Source organism: Pseudarthrobacter sp. NamE5 (assembly GCF_005796225.1).
GTDB lineage: Bacteria > Actinomycetota > Actinomycetes > Actinomycetales > Micrococcaceae > Arthrobacter.
On sequence record NZ_VAHO01000016.1, the window covers coordinates 26,142 to 43,260 of the forward strand.

Consider the following 17,119-nt stretch of genomic DNA (forward strand, 5'->3'; position numbering starts at 1 on the left):
AATGAGCGATACGACTCAAACTCCCGGCCACTCCGGCGCCGGCGAAGACGACTACACGCCCACGGGCACGGACCAGGTGGCCGAACGGCTGGCGGCTATTGACGACGAGGAAGCGGAGCTCCGCGCGGCGTCCCTCCTGGCAGGCCTGGAGGACTACGACCTCGACGAGGACGACGCCGCCCTGCTCAGCGGCGGGTACGGCGACGAGGAGTTCGAGGGACCCGTCAGGCTCGACCCCGTCCTGGCCATCATTGGCCGCCCGAACGTCGGTAAATCCACACTGGTGAACCGCATCCTGGGCCGCCGCGAAGCCGTGGTGGAGGACACCCCGGGTGTTACCCGCGACCGCGTAATGTACTCGGCCAACTGGAACGGCAGGAACTTCACCCTGGTGGACACCGGCGGGTGGGAGCACGACGCCCGCGGCATCCACGCCCGGGTGGCGGAACAGGCCGAGATGGCGGTGGAGCTCGCGGACGCGGTCCTCTTCGTTGTCGACTCGGCTGTCGGCGCCACTGCCACCGATGAAGGCGTGATGAAGATGCTGCGCCGCAGCAGGAAGCCCATCATCATGGTGGCCAACAAAGTTGACGACTTTGCCCAGGAAGCTGATTCAGCTGTGCTGTGGGGCCTCGGCTTCGGCGAGCCCTACCCGGTATCGGCACTGCACGGCCGCGGCGTCGCTGATCTTCTCGACCACGTGATGGACGTGCTTCCGGAATTCTCCACCATCGAGGGTGTGGAGCGTTCCGGCGGTCCCCGCCGCGTCGCACTGATCGGCCGCCCCAACGTGGGCAAGTCATCGCTGTTGAACAAGCTGGCCGGTACGGAGCGCGTGGTGGTGGACAACACTGCCGGCACTACCCGTGATCCCGTGGACGAATTCATTGAGCTCGGCGGACGCACCTGGCGGTTCGTGGACACCGCAGGTATCCGCCGCCGCCAGCACATGGCCCAGGGCGCTGATTTCTACGCTTCCCTCCGGACGCAGGCCGCGCTCGAGAAGGCGGAGGTCGCCGTCGTACTCCTTGCCGTGGACGAAGTCCTCAGCGAGCAGGACGTCCGGATCCTGCAGCTCGCCATCGAGTCAGGGCGCGCCCTGGTGCTGGCGTTCAACAAATGGGACCTGCTCGACGACGAACGCCGGCGCTACCTCGAGCGTGAAATCGAGCAGGACCTCGCCCACGTGAACTGGGCGCCCCGGGTCAACATTTCGGCCAAGACAGGCTGGCACAAGGACCGGCTGGTTCCTGCCCTGGACCTTGCCCTGGAGAACTGGGACAAGCGCATCGCCACCGGGCGGCTCAATGCTTTCCTTGGCGAGCTCGTGGCCGCCCACCCGCACCCGGTCCGGGGCGGCAAGCAGCCGCGTATCCTCTTTGGCACCCAGGCCTCCTCCCGGCCGCCGAAGTTCGTACTGTTCACCACCGGGTTCCTGGACCCCGGCTACCGGCGCTTCATCACCCGCCGGCTCCGGGAAACGTTCGGCTTCGAAGGCACTCCCATTGAAGTCAGCATGCGTGTCCGGGAAAAGCGCGGCAGGAAGCGTTAATTCCGACACACCAGGGCGCCGAATCCCGGAAAGTGTCACAGGCACCCTCCGGGATCGTGTAAGCTCTTCTAGGTGGTTCGGCCGGACTGCTGGTGGAAATCCCGGAGCGATTCGTGGATCAAGCTCAGCGGAGAACGGCGGACCAGCGGGCTGTAGCGCAGCTTGGTAGCGCACTTGACTGGGGGTCAAGGGGTCGCAGGTTCAAATCCTGTCAGCCCGACCAAAAAGCGGAAGCGCCGGAGACTCACTCCGGCGCTTCCGCTTTTTCGTGTCTTCTGTCGTTGGTCCTTTGGGCAGCCCGGATGCCCGCCTACTTCAGGAACCTGGAGGTCCTGCGGTCCGCCAGGATCTTCCCTTTTGTCTGGCAGGTGGGGCAGTACTGCAAGGCGGTATCGGCAAAGGAGACTTCCCGCACCGTGTCCCCGCAGACGGGACACGGCTGCCCGGTCCGGGCGTGTACGCGCATGAGGCTCCGCTTGGTGTCCTTCAGGTCCTTGGGCGGCTTGCCCTTTGCCTCAGCCAGCGCCGCGCCCAGAACGCTGTGGATGGCGTCGTACAGCACCTGCACCGTATCCCGGTCCAGGGATTTCGCGGTGGCAAAGGGGGAGATCCGCGCCGCATGCAGGATTTCGTCGCTGTAGGCGTTGCCGATCCCGGCAATGACGCCCTGGTTCCTCAGGAGCCCCTTGATCTGCTGGGAGCTTCCGGCCAGGATCTCCGCCAGCATGTCGGCGTCGAACGCCTCGACGAACGGGTCCGGTCCCAGGGTGGCAATGCCCGGTACCTCCTGCGGATCGCGCACCACGTAGACGGCCAGGCTCTTCTTAGTGCCGGCTTCGGTAAGGTCGAAACCACGCGGCCCGTCAGCGCCGGTAAAGGCAAGGCGCGCAGCGATATGGCCTTTGCCCATCTTCAGCTGGGCATCAGTGGGGGAGTCCGTGAAGCGGATCCAGCCTGCCTTGGCAAGATGGAACACGAAGGAAACTGCACCAGTGTCGATGCTGATGAACTTCCCGAAACGCCTCACGCCGGTGACCGTGCGGCCCTCAAGGGCTGTGAACGGAGGATCGGCAGTCTTCAGCACGGCGAAGGAAACGATCTGTACCTTTGACACCACTGTTCCCTGCAGGTGGCCGGCAAGGAACCCGGCCAGGCCGGCTACTTCGGGCAGCTCAGGCATCCGCTACCTGCCGTGTCTTCCGTGCCCGCCAACCGCCCATTCGCTCATGCGTCCATCTTGTCAGAAACGCAGGCGTCGGCTTCGGCAGTTGTGCCTATACTTTCAACGCGGCCCGTTTCCCGGGCCGCGTTGACATTGGTGTTCGACCCGATGAAAGGCCCCTGATGAGCAACATTCCCGAAGACCTGTCCTACACCGCCGAACACGAGTGGGTCTCCGCCCCCAATGCCGACGGCGTGGTACGGGTGGGCATTACCGATTTTGCCCAGGACGCGCTGGGGGATGTTGTGTATGCCCAGATGCCCGAGGTCGGCACCAGAATCACCGCGAACGAAGTGGTGGGCGAGGTGGAGTCCACCAAGAGCGTCAGTGACATTTACGCACCTGTCACGGGGGAAGTGGTGGCCCGGAACGAGTCCCTCGACACCGATTCGGCGCTCATCAACTCGGATCCCTACGGGGACGGGTGGCTTATCGAGGTCAAGCTGGCCGAAGCTGACGCCGTTGAGTCATTGCTCAGTGCATCGGAGTACGAACAGCAGGTAGGCTAAAGCTAACCGGTAATTCCGGTCCGGCACCGCCGCGCAGACAGAATGTCTTCGCACGTCAGCGGCCGGATCGGCGGCCGGTACCGGGCCCGCGTTGCAGGTCCGGACGGCATATGTTGGTTGCACGCCTGAGGGCGGCAGCGGGAAGAGGAGGAGTCCATGGCTGGCCACACACAGAACCCTGCCGACGGGGAATACGGCTCGGGTGCGGCCAGGGCGTCGGAGACCACCTCGATCCATCTCACCCCGGTGAGGGATGAGCCCACGATCGCCCCCAAGCTCTCGTCCGAAGAGCGCAACTCGGTTGAGGCCCTCCCGGCGGGATCGGCACTGCTGGTTGCGCACAGCGGCCCCAACGCAGGCGCCCGGTTCCTGCTGGACTCCGACGTCACCACGGCGGGACGCCACCCCGACGCCGATATCTTCCTCGATGACGTCACTGTTTCCCGCCGGCACGTTGAGTTCCGGCGCACGGCGCGGAGCTTCGAAGTGGTGGACATGAACAGCCTGAACGGCACCTACGTCAACCACGACCGCGTGGACAGGGTGGAGCTCAAGTCCGGCAGCGAGGTTCAGATCGGCAAGTTCCGCCTTACCTTCTACCTCAGCCCTGCCGGCGCTGCAGGCCGCGGCTGAACCCGGGACCACTGCCTGTGGCAATGGCACAACCGGAACGCCGGGGACCCCAAGTCCTTAACATCGGGGAAGTCCTCGCCCAGCTCAGCGGGGACTTCCCCGGCATGACCGCATCCAAGATCCGGTTCCTTGAGGAAAAAGGGCTGATTAATCCCCGCCGTACGCCGGCCGGATACCGCCAGTATTCAGAAGGCGACGTCGAGCGGCTCCGCTTTGTCCTTGCCCTGCAGCGGGACCAGTACCTTCCCCTGAAAGTCATCAAGGATTACCTTGATGCCATCGACAGGGGCGAGAGGCCGGAGAACCTGCCGCCCGGCGTCGTTGTTTCCCCCCGTATCGTTTCCGATGAACTGGCTGCCGAGCTGCAGAACCGTGGGCGCAAACTCAGCGAGGAACAGCTTCGGACCGAATCCGGGGCCAGTGTGCCGCTGCTGCAGTCGCTCCTGAGCTTCGGCCTGATCAGCCACAGCAACGGCCAGTTCGACGAGCACGCCCTCCAGGTGGCCCGCGCCTGCGTCCAGCTGGAAAGCCACGGGCTGGAACCGCGCCACCTCCGCCCCTTCCAGGCGGCTGCGGAACGCGAGTTCGGCCTGGTGGAACGTGCGGTGGCACCGCTGGCGTCCCGGAAGGACTCGGCATCACAGGCACGGGCAGCTGAGGCTGCCCGTGAAATCAGCGACCTTTGCCTCACCCTGCACCGGGCCTTGGTGCAGGACCACATCTCACGCATGGACATCTGATGATTGAAGTCGAGATTGTAGGCGTTCGCATCGAACTGCCTTCCAACCAGCCCCTGGTCCTGCTCCGGGAAATGCATGGGGAGCGGCACGTTCCCATCTGGATCGGGACACCGGAAGCCAGCGCCATCGCCCTGGCCCAGCAGGGCGTGGTCCCGCCCCGCCCCATGACGCATGACCTCCTGGTCGACGTGGTGGAGTCCCTCGGGCATTCGGTGGTCAGCGTGAACATCGTGGCGGTCGAGGACAACATCTTCTACGGCCAGCTCCAGTTCGAAAACGGCACCACCGTGAGTTCCCGGGCATCGGACGCGCTGGCCGTGGCCTTGCGCGCAAAATGCCGGATCTGGTGCGCGGACTCCGTCATGGATGAGGCGGGGGTGCGCATCACCGAGCATGATGAGGGTGAGGACACCGAGCCCGGCCCCACCGTGGACGAAGAGCGGGAACTGCGGCGTTTCCGGGAGTTCCTGGACGATGTGGAACCCGAGGACTTCGACGGCTAAAGGTCACGTTAAGGTTAAAGTTAAGGCTGAATCTTTCGACACGCCCCGTGAAAGCCTGCAGGGTCTTTGACCTTGCAGGCCGCCAGGCCTAACGTCGAAGTATCGAGTTCCCATTGCTTACGGCAGCCGCGCAAGTCACACTGGAAAGTGCGCCCCGCGAAAATTACATGCATGGCCTTCATGCACGGCTGCTGCAGTAATTCCCCGGGAGCGTATGACAAGGAGGATCCAGGTGAGTCCCAAAGGCGAAGCAGGCGGGCTGAAGCAGCCCACGGCTGGTGTTGCTGTGCCCGCGAGCGGTGCCCAGGGCCTCCTGTTTACCGAGGACCTCCCCGTGCTGGACGAGGACGCGGGCTACCGCGGCCCCACTGCGTGCAAGGCGGCCGGCATCACCTATCGCCAGCTGGATTACTGGGCCCGCACCGGCCTGGTGGAGCCCGCAGTCCGCGGTGCCGCCGGGTCCGGATCGCAGCGCCTGTACGGCTTCCGCGACATCCTTGTCCTCAAGGTGGTCAAACGGCTGCTGGACACAGGAGTATCGCTGCAGCAGATCCGCACCGCAGTGGAGCATCTGCGCGAACGCGGCGTCGAGGACCTTGCCCAGATCACCCTGATGAGCGACGGCGCGAGCGTCTACGAGTGCACCTCCGCCGACGAGGTGATCGACCTCGTGCAGGGCGGACAGGGCGTCTTCGGCATCGCCGTCGGAAGGGTGTGGCGTGAAGTGGAAGGCAGCCTGGCTTCCCTGCCCAGCGAACATGCAGCCGAACAGTCCTTTCCGGATGACGAACTGAGCAAGCGCCGGGCTGCCCGCAAGACCGGCTGAGTCCCGGGAACTGAAAAACTAACAGCAGGAGCCGCCCTCCATACGGGGGCGGCTCCTGCTTTGTTAAGTTGTCGAGACCATTTACCTGGCGCGGCTTCGAAGCCCGTTCCCCGCCGCCATCAGGTTGGCCAGCAGCTCATCAAACAGGGACGCAGCCGACTTCGCTGAATCCCCGGGCCAGTGGTGCACCGGATGGGCAGCGCCCTGGATCTGTTGCCAGTTCGCCTGCTCGGGAATGCGGGGGTTCAGGAAAAGGTCCCCGAACATGGACTCCATTTCGGCGAGGCGGTAGGTGTGTTCGGAAGAGCCGGTCCGCACGCGGTTGGCCACGATCCCGGCGGGTGAGAGGTTGGGGGCGAACTCCTGGCGGAAAAGCTGGATGGCCCGCATGGTCCGCTCCGTCCCGGCCACGGAGAACAAACCAGGTTCGGCAACGAGAGCCACCTTGTCGCTCGCAGACCAGGCCATCCGGGTCAGGCCGTTGAGGGAAGGCGGGCAGTCCACCAGGACAAGCTGGTAGTCGCCCCCGGTGGCAAGCACCGAGGACAGCCTGCGAAGGTCGCGCCGGCCAAGATCCGGCCGGTCGTAGATGCCGGTGTAGGCGGAGCCGATGGCGACATCCAGGACGGCGGGGCCGGAACCGTTGGTCTGTGCCCTGGCCGTCCAGCTGCTGCCCACCACGTTTTCCGCCAGTTTCGCCCGCCGCGGGCTCTTCAGCATCCTGCCAATATCCAGCTGATCCCCGGGCTGCACGCCCAAGGCGGTTGTGGCATCTGCGTGGGGATCAAGGTCCACCACCAGCGTGCTGATGCCTGCGGCCAGCGCCGCAGACGCCAATCCTGTGGTGACGGAAGTCTTGCCGACTCCACCCTTGAGGCTGCTGATGCTGACTACTTGCACTTGAGAGACCAAAACCTAACGCCGGATGCCGTGTTGGGGGTAATGTTTGCTCCGGCAGTGCCGAAGCCGGACGGTCCTGCCGCCCCACTCATCATATGTTGATGCGTCGGCGAATCCTGCTTTATTGGGCGTCGGCATGGCACCGACTGTGCTGCGGGGGGCGGTTTACGCCCGGACCGGCAGAAGGGTTCGGGACATGACGGGAAAATCTGTGACCGTGGCCACAAAGATTTGTGTTTGTCCTTGCAGGTCCTAGACACTGTGACCACTCACCGATCCACCCGCAATGATGCAGGAGAAGTATGTTTTCCAAAGTTCTGGTGGCCAACCGCGGCGAAATCGCGATCAGGGCCTTCCGTGCCGGCTACGAGCTTGGTGCCAAGACCGTTGCCGTTTTTCCCCATGAGGACAGAAACTCGATTCACCGCCAGAAAGCCGACGAGGCTTACCTGATCGGCGAGGAAGGCCACCCCGTCCGGGCCTACCTGGATGTTGAGGAAGTAGTGCGGGTGGCAAAGGAGTCCGGCGCGGACGCCATATACCCCGGCTACGGGTTCCTCTCCGAGAATCCGGACCTGGCCCGCGCAGCCAAGGCAGCCGGCATCACCTTCGTCGGTCCGCCGGCTGAAGTGCTGGAACTCGCCGGCAACAAGGTGGCAGCGCTCAAAGCCGCCCGTGACGCCGGTGTGCCTGTCCTGAAGTCCAGCGCTCCCTCCAAGGACCTGGACGAACTCCTGGCGGCAGCTGACGAGATCGGCTTTCCCATTTTCGCCAAGGCCGTCGCCGGCGGCGGCGGCCGCGGCATGCGCCGGGTTGACACCCGCGAAGCGCTGCCGGAAGCCCTGCAGTCCGCGATGCGCGAGGCGGACGCCGCTTTTGGCGACCCCACCATGTTCCTTGAGCAGGCAGTCCTGCGGCCGCGGCACATCGAGGTGCAGATCCTGGCCGATGCCGAGGGTAACGTGATGCACCTCTTCGAGCGGGATTGCTCCATCCAGCGGCGCCACCAAAAGGTGATCGAGATTGCCCCTGCCCCCAACCTTGATGAAGGCATCCGGCAGGCGCTGTACCGGGACGCCGTCAAGTTCGCCAAGGCCCTGAACTACGTCAACGCCGGCACCGTGGAATTCCTCGTTGACACCGTCGGTGAACGCGCCGGCCAGCACGTTTTCATTGAGATGAACCCGCGCATCCAGGTGGAGCACACGGTCACGGAAGAAGTCACCGATGTCGACCTGGTGCAGGCGCAGATGCGCATCGCCTCAGGTGAGACCCTCGCCGACCTGGGCCTCTCGCAGGACAGCGTACGTCTCAGGGGCGCGGCACTGCAGAGCCGCATCACCACCGAAGACCCGGCCAACGGCTTCCGGCCCGACGTTGGCAAGATCACCGGCTACCGCTCGGCCGGCGGCGCGGGAGTCCGGCTCGACGGCGGCACCGTGTACTCGGGTGCCGAAATCAGCCCGCACTTCGACTCCATGCTGGTCAAGCTCACCTGCCGCGGCAGGGACTACCCCGCAGCAGTGGCACGCGCCCGCCGCGCCCTCGCCGAGTTCCGCATACGCGGTGTTTCCACCAACATCTCCTTCCTGCAGGCGGTGCTGGACGATGCCGACTTCATCGCCGGCGACGTCGCCACCAACTTCATCGACGAACGTCCCCAGCTGCTGAAGGCCCGGGTCTCCGCGGACCGCGGCACCAAGCTCCTTACCTGGCTGGCCGACGTCACGGTCAACAAGCCCAACGGTGAACTCACCGTGCACTCAAACCCGGCGAGCAAGCTTCCGTCCGTCAAGGACAGGGAGGCCAGGCCGGGCTCCCGGCAGAGGCTCCTTGAGCTAGGCCCGGAGGGTTTTGCCAGGGCACTGCGCGAACAGAACCCGGTGGCGGTCACGGACACCACGTTCAGGGACGCGCACCAGTCGCTCCTGGCCACCCGTGTCCGGACACGTGACCTGGTGGCGGCCGGACCCGCGGTGACCGCGCTGATGCCGGAGCTGCTGTCCGTGGAGGCATGGGGCGGCGCCACCTATGACGTGGCCCTGCGGTTCCTCGGTGAAGACCCCTGGGACCGCCTTGCAGCGCTGCGCGAGGCGATGCCGAACGTCTGCATCCAGATGCTGCTGCGCGGCCGCAACACGGTGGGCTACACGCCCTACCCGGAGGAGGTCACCGAAGCGTTCGTCAACGAGGCAGCCGCCACGGGCATCGACATTTTCCGGATCTTCGACGCCCTCAACGACGTGAGCCAGATGGCACCTGCCATCCGGGCCGTCCGGGCCACCGGCACCGCCGTCGCCGAGGTGGCGCTGTGCTACACCGGCGACATGCTGGACCCCAAAGAAACGCTGTACACGCTGGACTACTACCTGGAGCTGGCGCAGAAGATCGTCGACGCCGGGGCACACATCCTGGCCATCAAGGACATGGCAGGCCTGCTGCGTCCCGCAGCTGCGGCCAAGCTGGTGGCAGCCCTCCGGGAACGCTTCGACCTGCCGGTCCACCTGCACACCCATGACACCGCGGGAGGACAGCTGGCAACCCTCCTGGCTGCCGTCGACGCAGGCGTGGACGCCGTGGATGTGGCCGCCGCATCCCTGGCCGGAACCACCAGCCAGGTATCGGCGTCGGCACTGGTCGCAGCCCTGGCGCACACTCCGCGGGATACCGGCCTGAGCCTGGATGCCGTCAGCTCCCTTGAGCCCTACTGGGAGGCGGTCCGCCGCGTCTACGCACCGTTCGAGTCGGGATTGCCCGGCCCCACTGGGCGCGTCTACAAGCACGAGATCCCGGGCGGCCAGCTGTCCAACCTCCGCCAGCAGGCCATGGCCCTTGGCCTGGGGGAGCGGTTCGAAGCGATCGAGGACATGTACACCGCTGCAGACCGGATCCTGGGCCACCTGGTCAAGGTCACGCCGTCGTCCAAGGTGGTGGGCGACCTCGCCCTGCACCTGGTGGGCCTGAACGCCGATCCCGCGGACTTCGAGGAGAACCCGCAGAAGTACGACATCCCGGACTCGGTCATCGGATTCCTTTCCGGCGAACTGGGCGACCCCCCGGGCGGCTGGCCGGAGCCTTTCCGCACCAAAGCGCTGCAGGGCCGAAGCGTGAAGGTCCGAGACGTGGAACTCAGCGCCGAGGACAGTGCCGCCTTGAAGTCCGATTCCAGGACCCGCCAGCACACCTTGAACCGGCTCCTCTTCGAGGGACCCACCAAGGACTACCTGAAGAGCGTGGAAACCTACGGCAACATCTCCGTCCTGGATACCCGCGACTACCTTTACGGCCTGCAGCGGGGCAAGGAACATGAGATCCAGCTGGAGAAGGGCGTGCGGCTGATCGCCTCCCTTGAAGCGGTGTCCGAGCCGGACGAAAAGGGCATGCGCACCGTTATGTGCACCCTCAATGGCCAGTCCCGTCCCGTAGTGGTGCGGGACCGCTCAGTGGTCAGCAACGTCAAAGCCGCCGAGAAGGCAGACCCGGCCCAGCCGGGACATGTCGCGGCGCCGTTTGCCGGCGCTGTCACGGTGACAGTCAAGACCGGTGACGAGGTCAAGGCGGGTGACACCGTGGCCACGATCGAGGCCATGAAGATGGAGGCATCCATTACGACGCCGGTGGCCGGCAAAGTCTCCCGGCTCGCCATCTCCTCGGTGGAGCAGGTGGAAGGCGGCGACCTGCTGCTGGTGGTCGAACAGTAATCACGGGCGCAGAGTAAGACAACGAAAGGTCCTCGCACTGAACAGCAGTTCAGTGCGAGGACCCTTTCCCTTTCCAAACAGGCGCCGCTGCCGGACCAAACAAGGGCTACAGTCGGTTCCGCTGTCCGGCAGCGTGCGTAAAAGGGGCCCTGCGCCCCCGCTCGCCGCGAAGCGGCCTCAGCGGGGCGTGGGGAATAGCACGCAGAGGACAGCGGAACCGACTGCTCCGGAGGCAGTCAGGAGCGGGGGGCTGCGTACATCTCTTCGATGATCGTCTCGAAATCCTTCATCACCTGGGCGCGCTTGACCTTCATGGACGGCGTCAGGTGACCCGAGGCCTCGGTGAACTCGGCAGGCACGATCCGGAAGGACTTAATAGCTTCAGCCTGGGATACCGACGTGTTGGCGGCCGTGATGAGGTCCTGGACCGCCGCCTTGACCACCGGGTTGTTGGCGGCTTCGTCAAGGGTGGTGTCGGCCGGGAGGCCGTGCCGTTGCAGCCAGCCGGGCAGCGCCTCCTGGTCCAGGGTGACCAGCGCGCCGATGAACGGCCGGTTGTCGCCGACCACCAGCACCTGTGACACCAGGGCGTCAGCCCGGATCTGGTCCTCCAGCAGGGCAGGAATCACGTTCTTGCCGCCGGCGGTGACAATGATCTCCTTTTTGCGCCCGGTGATCCATACGAAGCCGTCGTCATCGAGCCGGCCGATGTCCCCGGTGCGGAACCACCCGTCGTCGAACGTCTCGGCGGTGAGGTCAGGCCTCTTGTAGTAGCCGCGCATGACGCACACGCCCTTGGCGAGGATTTCGCCGTCGTCGGCGATCCGGACCGCATTGCCGGGCAGGGGCTTGCCCACGGACCCTATCTTGATCCGGGATGGTGTGTTGACGGAGATGGGAGCAGTGGTTTCGGTCAGGCCGTAGCCTTCGAGGACCTGCAGGCCGATGCCCTGGAAAAAATGGCCCAGCCGCTCGCCCAGGGGTCCGCCGCCGGACACCGCATGGGCCACGTGACCGCCCATCGCGGCGCGCAATTTGCTGTAGACCAGTTTGTCGAACAGGGCGTGGCGCAGCTTGAGGCCGAGTCCGACGCGGCCCTCCTGGCGGGCCTTGGAAAAGGCGATCGCCGTATCGGCTGCCTTGTGGAAAATGGCTCCCTTGCCGCCATCCTCTGCCTTGGTCAGGGCAGAATTGTAGACCTTCTCGAAGACGCGCGGCACGGCCAGGATGAACGTCGGCTCGTAGCTTTGCAGGTCGCTGAGGAGGTTCTTGATGTCCGGCGTGTGCGCCACGGTGGTGCCGGCCGCCATGGCAAGGACTGAGATGAAACGGGCGAAGACGTGTGCCAGCGGCAGGAACATGATGGTCTTGGCGTTCTCGTGGACGATCTCACCGATGATGGCCAGGGCGTTGTCCGAAAGCTCCACAAAATTCCCGTGGGTGAGTTCGCAGCCTTTGGGGCGGCCGGTGGTGCCGGAGGTGTAGATGATGGTGGCTGTATCGCCAAGCCCGGCACCCTTTCTGCGGGCCTCGAGATCGTCATCGCTGACCCCGCGGCCGGCTTCGCGGAGGGCATCCAGTCCCTTCCCCTCCAGCTGCCAAATGTGCTCCAGCGAGGTCAGGGCCTCCGCTGTCACAGCCTGCCGGATGACGTCCTCATGATGTGCTGCCTCGCCAAAAGCGGCTACCGCGCCGGAATCACCGAGGTTCCAAGCAACCTGCGACGGTGAGGACGTTTCATAGATGGGGACCGAAACGGCGCCGGCAAACCAGATGGCAAAGTCCACCAGGGACCATTCGTAGCGGGTGCGCGACATGATGCCCACGCGGTCGCCGGCACCTACTCCACTGGCCATGAGCCCCTTAGCCAGTGCCCTGACGTCGGCAAGAAAATCTGTGGCGGAAATGTCCTGCCAGGACCCGGAAGCATCCAGACGTGAAAACAGCGCCGGGTTGCTTGCCTTGGTTGCCTGCCGCAGCACCAGGTCGGTGATGTTGGTTTCCGGTGGGACAACAACAAGAGGCGGAACACTGAATTCACGCACTATAGCTCCTTTGATATCCGAGGTCCCGCACAGGGGTATGCCTAAAGACTAGTACGCCAGTGCGGAACCGTGCAGGCTCTAAAGTTACTTAGCGGTAACTTCGCCGTCAACGGTGCTGCGGCATCTCGGGCAGGCATCTCCGGCAGGCAGCACGCCCGGGGAAACCCGCCCATCTAGAATTGGGAACTATGTACGCACCGCCTCCCGGCGAGCAGGCCGGGCCACTGACAAGACCTGCCTCGTGGCGGAGGCGGCCAGCCCCCCGCCGGGCCCGCGCACAGCGCGGCGAGGGCTTCCGCCAGCACCTGCGCCTCGGCCGCAAGGGCCTGGCTATCGGAATAGACATCGGCGGCACCAAGGTGGCCGCGGGCGTCGTGGATGCCGACGGCAGGATCCTCAGCGAGGCGCGGCGTTCGACGCCAGGCCGCGATCCCCGGGCTGTGGAGCAGGTTATCGTGGAGCTGGTTGAAGAACTCGGCAAGGGGCACCGGATCTGGTCGGTGGGCATCGGCGCCGCCGGGTGGATGGACCTCGACGGCGGCACGGTGCTTTTCAGTCCGCACCTGGCCTGGCGCAACGAACCACTGAGGGCAAACCTGCAGCAGCTCCTCCGCCGGCCGGTGCTCCTGGCCAACGACGCCGACGCGGCGGCATGGGCCGAATGGCGCTTTGGAGCGGGGCAGGGGGAAGACCGGCTGGTGTGCATCACGCTGGGTACCGGCATCGGGGGTGCCATGGTGATGGACGGCAGGGTGGAGCGCGGCCGGTTCGGGGTGGCCGGCGAGTTCGGACACCAGATTATCGTGCCCGGCGGGCACCGCTGTGAGTGCGGAAACCGCGGCTGCTGGGAGCAATATGCGTCAGGGAACGCACTGGGGCGTGAAGCCAGGATCCTGGCGCGTGCCGACTCCCCGGTGGCCCAGGACCTGCTTGCCGCCGTGGGCGGCCGGGCGGAAGCAATAACCGGGGCCATCGTGACTGAACTGGCTCTGGCAGGTGATGCAGCCTCCCGTGAGCTGGTGGAGGAAGTGGGAGAGTGGCTGGGGCTTGGCCTCGCCAACCTCGCTGCGGCGCTGGATCCCGGGCTCTTCGTCATCGGCGGCGGCCTGTGCTCGGCGGGGGACCTCTTGGTGGAGCCGGCCCGAAAGGCTTTCGCCCGTAACCTGACGGGACGGGGGTTCCGCCCCGCCGCCGGGATCCAGCTGGCGGCCCTTGGCCCGAATGCCGGGCTGATTGGTGCTGCCGACCTGTCCAGGGTCAGCAGCCGGACGCGGCGCTGACCTGGCCGACGCAAATGTACCGCCGCGCTGCCTGGTGGTGCACCCGGGGGAAGCCAGGCCGCTACACCCGGGCCCCGTCGTCGTTCTCGTCCTTTTCCTGCGGCAGCTTCATGATCAGGTAAACGGTCCCGAGCACGAAGACCGCAACAATGCCCACAATGGCAAGCAGCGGTGCCGAACGCCAAAACATCGCTGACAGCAGAAGCGCCACGGGGCCGCCCACGGCGGCGAGCCAGGCGAGCATGGTCAGCGGTTCCGTGCCGGCCAGGCTCGGCGGTTCTTCGGGGACGAATGCGCCCTCTTCCTCGTCCACGTCGTAGTCGCGGGGGCCGGCAGGGGCGCCTCCTGCCGCTGGGTGGGAGCCGGCGCCGTCCGCTGACGCCTGCCGCTCCGCCGCGGACATTTCCGAAGGCGCCGCTCCGGCCAGGCCCAGGGGGTCGAAGTCCCGGAAGGCAGCAGGCCGGTTGCCCGGCCCTGGGGCGTCCTGGCGCGGCCCTTCATCGGGGTCAGCTTCGGCGCCCATGGTTGGCGCAGATGAATCAGATTCGAGCCGCGCGACGAGGTCCAGCCATACAGCGTCGTCCTGGTTGGCGCCCTGGTCCGGGGAGCCGGGGTCAGGCCTGTTCATGGGATGTGACCTCCAGGTCCGGTACCGCACTTGCAGCTGCTTGATGGGGGTTTGCGCCGGAGACGATCTGACGGATGAATTCAACCGAGCCATGGAAAATCCGGCCGGCATCATGGTCCAGGGTGGCAACGTGGTAGCTGTTTTCAAGCCGGACCAGCTCCAGGGGAGCGTGGGTGAGCCCACGCTGCAGCGCCGCCAGGCTCGAGTGGGACACCACGTGGTCCACCGTAGAGCGGTAGCCCAGGACCGGTGCAGTGACCCGGGGGAGGAGCCGCAGGGTATCCCGGAACATCTTGTTCAATTCGTGCGCCGCGGCAACCGGGGTCCGTGGATAAGCGCCCTCGTCCATCCCTTCCTTAAGGATGTCGTTGGCAATGGCCGGCGTACTTCTCATGACCAGCTTCAGGATTCCGGCGAGCGGCGCCCGCGGATCATCGATCACCAGGGCCGGGTTAACCAGGATCACACCAGCCACGGGGCGGGTGGCTGCAATCCGCAGCGCCAGGGCACCGCCCATGCTGAGCCCGGCTGAGAAGACGTAGTCACAGTCCGCATCCAGCTCAAGGTAAGCATCGTCAAGGGCGCCGTGCCACTGCTGCCACCTTGTGCGTGCGAGTTCCTGCCAGCTGGTTCCATGGCCGGGGAGCAACGGCATGCGCACGGCGAACCCTGCTGCTGCCAAAGCCTGGGCCCAATCACGCAGCCCGTGCGGGCTTCCCGTGAAGCCGTGCGAGAGAACCACCCCGATGCGGGGTCCCGCGCCAGCGAAAGTACTGCTGAACGGGCTGTGGTCCAGGCTTGAGGTCATCGCGTCTCCAATGCTGTCTTTTGGCGGGCGAGGGGGTGGAAAAAGGCGCTGGATTTCGCAAAGATCTCCGGCGCGTCCACGTCCAGAGTAGCCACGTGCCCGCTGCTGTGAAGGTCCACCACTTCAGTGAGGTGCGCGCCGAGCCCTTTTCGGAGCAACGCCAGGGATGTTGGCGGAACCACCGCGTCGGTGCGGGACTTGAAGACCTGGACCGGGGCGGTGATGCCGGGAAGCGCGCGGGCCGCGGCCGCGAAGAGCTTCCTCAGCTCGTGCACTGCTGCCAGGGGGGTACGGGAATAGTCGCCGTCATAGGTTACTGCCGCAGTCGGCTGCTCTTCCTGGATGGGCAGCGTAGTGCGCTGGAAGTACTTGAGCACGCCAACCACCCGGACGCGCCGGTCGTAGAAGGTCAGGCCCGGGTTGACCACGGACACTCCGGCAACGTCATGCCGGGAGGCAGCCAGCAGCGCAATGGCGCCGCCCATCGACAGTCCAGCCACGAAACACGTTTCCGTCCTCGCCTCAAGTTCCAGGTAGGCGGCCTCGAAACTGCGGTACCAGTCACTCCAACGGGTCCTGGCCAGCTGGCGCCAGTCGGTTCCGTGGCCGGGCAGCAGGGGCACGGTCACGGCATAACCCTGCGAGGCGAGGTGCTCTGCCCACGGCAGGACGCTGAGGGGGCTTCCCGTGAAGCCGTGGCAAATGGCCACGCCAATTCCTGCATTCGGTCCATGGCCCTGGTAGCTGAAAGCGGCAGGAGGGGATGGGTTGCTGCTTTCGCTCATGCCTCCATCGTGTCACTGTTCCGGACAAATCTCACTAGAGTAGGGTTGCATTGAACTGCTGGCCAGGCCCGACGCTGGGACCGGGGGCCGTCTTCCGGAGAGGGTTCTTACGTGTTCTATTGGGTCATGAAGAGGATCTTCCTGGGTCCTGTGCTGAAGCTTCTCTTCCGTCCCTGGGTCAAGGGCCTGGACAATATCCCGGCGGAGGGCGCGGCGATCATCGCCTCCAACCATTTGTCGTTTTCCGATTCCATCTTTATGCCGCTGATGGTCCACAGGCCCGTGGTCTTCCTGGCCAAGTCGGAGTATTTCACTGGCACAGGCATTAAAGGCAGGCTGACAGCGGCGTTCTTCCGCCTGACCAACCAGTTGCCGATGGACAGGTCCGGGGGCGCCGCCTCGGCAGCCTCGTTGAGTGCGGGCATGGAGGTCCTCAACCACGGCGGGCTGCTGGGCATCTACCCCGAAGGCACCCGGAGCCCCGATGGCAGGCTGTACCGCGGCAAAGTAGGAGTGGCCAGGCTTGCGCTGCAGGCCGGCGTGCCAGTGATACCGGTGGCCATGATCGGCACGGACAAGGTGCAACCCATCGGGAAGCGGCTGCCCAACATCCGCAGGATCGGCATGATCTTCGGCGAACCGCTGGACTTCAGCGGGTACCGGGACCAGGCGGAGGACCGCGACGTCCAGAGGAAAGTCACCGACCAGATCATGTTCGAACTGATGCGGCTCTCCGGGCAGGAATACGTGGATGAGTACGCGGCGGTGGTGAAGCTGAGGCTGGCAGGCAAGCCGGTGGAACCGGCAGCGGCAGCTGAACCGCTCGCTTCGCCCGCCCCTGCCGAGGGCACAGCGGCCAGTGGAGGGCAGGACCGCCCCGCTGCCGGGCAGGGCTCCAAGGACGACGGCGGGGCTGCCGCCGCAGGGTAGTAAGGCCGCCTGCACCCGCTGTTGTGACGCCGTCGGCCTGCAGCGTGACGGTGCGGT

Annotated in this window: 15 protein-coding genes and 1 tRNA gene; 10 read left to right on the plus strand and 6 right to left on the minus strand. The window is 65.5% G+C overall.

The genetic code is table 11. The features are described 5' to 3' along the window. Position 1: 1 nt before the first annotated feature. Positions 2-1,552 carry a ribosome biogenesis GTPase Der gene (gene der / locus FDW84_RS16315; RefSeq protein WP_138610559.1) on the plus strand — a complete coding sequence of 517 codons (1,551 nt, stop codon included), beginning with the start codon at positions 2-4 and terminating at the stop codon, positions 1,550-1,552. A 146-nt stretch (positions 1,553-1,698) separates the two neighbouring features. Beyond that, a tRNA-Pro gene (locus FDW84_RS16320) sits at positions 1,699-1,775 on the plus strand. Positions 1,776-1,862: 87 nt separating this feature from the next. On the opposite strand, the gene FDW84_RS16325 is transcribed toward FDW84_RS16320, so the two are convergent. Continuing rightward, a complete protein-coding gene (locus FDW84_RS16325; RefSeq protein ID WP_138610560.1) occupies positions 1,863-2,732 on the minus strand; it encodes an Fpg/Nei family DNA glycosylase in 870 nt (289 codons plus the stop codon). 164 nt (positions 2,733-2,896) lie between these two features. Here FDW84_RS16325 and gcvH point away from each other — a divergent pair, with 164 nt between their 5' ends. From gcvH to FDW84_RS16350, 5 genes are all read left to right on the plus strand, one after another. Further along, positions 2,897-3,283 carry a glycine cleavage system protein GcvH gene (gene gcvH, locus FDW84_RS16330; protein WP_138610561.1) on the plus strand — a complete coding sequence of 129 codons (387 nt, stop codon included), beginning with the start codon at positions 2,897-2,899 and terminating at the stop codon, positions 3,281-3,283. A 156-nt stretch (positions 3,284-3,439) separates the two neighbouring features. Further along, the gene (locus tag FDW84_RS16335) at positions 3,440-3,916 is read left to right on the plus strand and encodes an FHA domain-containing protein (RefSeq protein WP_138135014.1); all 477 of its coding nucleotides are present in this window, start codon (positions 3,440-3,442) and stop codon (positions 3,914-3,916) included. 23 nt (positions 3,917-3,939) lie between these two features. Beyond that, positions 3,940-4,656, plus strand: a complete 717-nt coding sequence (locus tag FDW84_RS16340; protein WP_138610562.1) for a transcriptional regulator FtsR — start codon at positions 3,940-3,942, stop codon at positions 4,654-4,656. After that, positions 4,656-5,159 (plus strand): bifunctional nuclease family protein, encoded by a 504-nt coding sequence (locus FDW84_RS16345; protein WP_138135016.1) that lies wholly within the window; start codon positions 4,656-4,658, stop codon positions 5,157-5,159. Before FDW84_RS16340 ends, FDW84_RS16345 begins: the two co-directional genes overlap by 1 nt. Positions 5,160-5,391: 232 nt before the next feature. Then, entirely contained in the window at positions 5,392-5,985 is a 594-nt protein-coding gene (locus FDW84_RS16350; protein ID WP_138135017.1) for a MerR family transcriptional regulator, read from the plus strand. 81 nt (positions 5,986-6,066) lie between these two features. Here the strand turns inward: FDW84_RS16350 and FDW84_RS16355 are convergent, their stop codons facing one another. Further along, entirely contained in the window at positions 6,067-6,885 is an 819-nt protein-coding gene (locus FDW84_RS16355; RefSeq protein WP_138610563.1) for a ParA family protein, read from the minus strand. Positions 6,886-7,187: 302 nt separating this feature from the next. On the opposite strand from FDW84_RS16355, the gene FDW84_RS16360 reads away from it, so the two are divergent. Then, on the plus strand, positions 7,188-10,586 hold the full coding sequence (locus tag FDW84_RS16360) for a pyruvate carboxylase (RefSeq protein WP_138610564.1): 3,399 nt from the start codon (positions 7,188-7,190) through the stop codon (positions 10,584-10,586). 236 nt (positions 10,587-10,822) lie between these two features. Here the strand turns inward: FDW84_RS16360 and FDW84_RS16365 are convergent, their stop codons facing one another. Next, positions 10,823-12,631, minus strand: coding sequence for an AMP-dependent synthetase/ligase (locus tag FDW84_RS16365; protein WP_138610565.1), 1,809 nt, complete (start codon positions 12,629-12,631; stop codon positions 10,823-10,825). A gap of 188 nt (positions 12,632-12,819) precedes the next feature. Between FDW84_RS16365 and FDW84_RS16370 the strand changes: the two genes are divergently transcribed. After that, positions 12,820-13,911 (plus strand): ROK family glucokinase, encoded by a 1,092-nt coding sequence (locus tag FDW84_RS16370; RefSeq protein WP_138610566.1) that lies wholly within the window; start codon positions 12,820-12,822, stop codon positions 13,909-13,911. A 61-nt stretch (positions 13,912-13,972) separates the two neighbouring features. On the opposite strand, the gene FDW84_RS16375 is transcribed toward FDW84_RS16370, so the two are convergent. Genes FDW84_RS16375 through FDW84_RS16385 form a run of 3 tightly spaced genes read right to left on the minus strand, consistent with a single transcriptional unit; the run spans position 13,973 to position 16,132 of the window. Beyond that, positions 13,973-14,539 (minus strand): hypothetical protein, encoded by a 567-nt coding sequence (locus FDW84_RS16375; RefSeq protein WP_138610567.1) that lies wholly within the window; start codon positions 14,537-14,539, stop codon positions 13,973-13,975. Beyond that, entirely contained in the window at positions 14,526-15,347 is an 822-nt protein-coding gene (locus FDW84_RS16380; RefSeq protein WP_138610568.1) for an alpha/beta hydrolase, read from the minus strand. Before FDW84_RS16380 ends, FDW84_RS16375 begins: the two co-directional genes overlap by 14 nt. Further along, a complete protein-coding gene (locus tag FDW84_RS16385; RefSeq protein WP_138610569.1) occupies positions 15,344-16,132 on the minus strand; it encodes an alpha/beta hydrolase in 789 nt (262 codons plus the stop codon). Before FDW84_RS16385 ends, FDW84_RS16380 begins: the two co-directional genes overlap by 4 nt. Positions 16,133-16,243: 111 nt before the next feature. On the opposite strand from FDW84_RS16385, the gene FDW84_RS16390 reads away from it, so the two are divergent. Then, complete coding sequence (locus FDW84_RS16390) at positions 16,244-17,062, plus strand: lysophospholipid acyltransferase family protein (RefSeq protein ID WP_138610570.1); 819 nt, start codon at positions 16,244-16,246, stop codon at positions 17,060-17,062. The last annotated feature ends 57 nt before the right edge of the window (positions 17,063-17,119 follow it).

Coding starts and splice junctions, on each gene's coding strand:
- der (WP_138610559.1), top strand. CDS start 2: ATGAGCGATACGACTCAAACTCCCGGCCACTCCGGCGCCGGCGAAGAC.
- FDW84_RS16325 (WP_138610560.1), bottom strand. CDS start 2,732: ATGCCTGAGCTGCCCGAAGTAGCCGGCCTGGCCGGGTTCCTTGCCGGC.
- gcvH (WP_138610561.1), top strand. CDS start 2,897: ATGAGCAACATTCCCGAAGACCTGTCCTACACCGCCGAACACGAGTGG.
- FDW84_RS16335 (WP_138135014.1), top strand. CDS start 3,440: ATGGCTGGCCACACACAGAACCCTGCCGACGGGGAATACGGCTCGGGT.
- FDW84_RS16340 (WP_138610562.1), top strand. CDS start 3,940: ATGGCACAACCGGAACGCCGGGGACCCCAAGTCCTTAACATCGGGGAA.
- FDW84_RS16345 (WP_138135016.1), top strand. CDS start 4,656: ATGATTGAAGTCGAGATTGTAGGCGTTCGCATCGAACTGCCTTCCAAC.
- FDW84_RS16360 (WP_138610564.1), top strand. CDS start 7,188: ATGTTTTCCAAAGTTCTGGTGGCCAACCGCGGCGAAATCGCGATCAGG.
- FDW84_RS16370 (WP_138610566.1), top strand. CDS start 12,820: ATGTACGCACCGCCTCCCGGCGAGCAGGCCGGGCCACTGACAAGACCT.
- FDW84_RS16375 (WP_138610567.1), bottom strand. CDS start 14,539: ATGAACAGGCCTGACCCCGGCTCCCCGGACCAGGGCGCCAACCAGGAC.
- FDW84_RS16380 (WP_138610568.1), bottom strand. CDS start 15,347: ATGACCTCAAGCCTGGACCACAGCCCGTTCAGCAGTACTTTCGCTGGC.
- FDW84_RS16385 (WP_138610569.1), bottom strand. CDS start 16,132: ATGAGCGAAAGCAGCAACCCATCCCCTCCTGCCGCTTTCAGCTACCAG.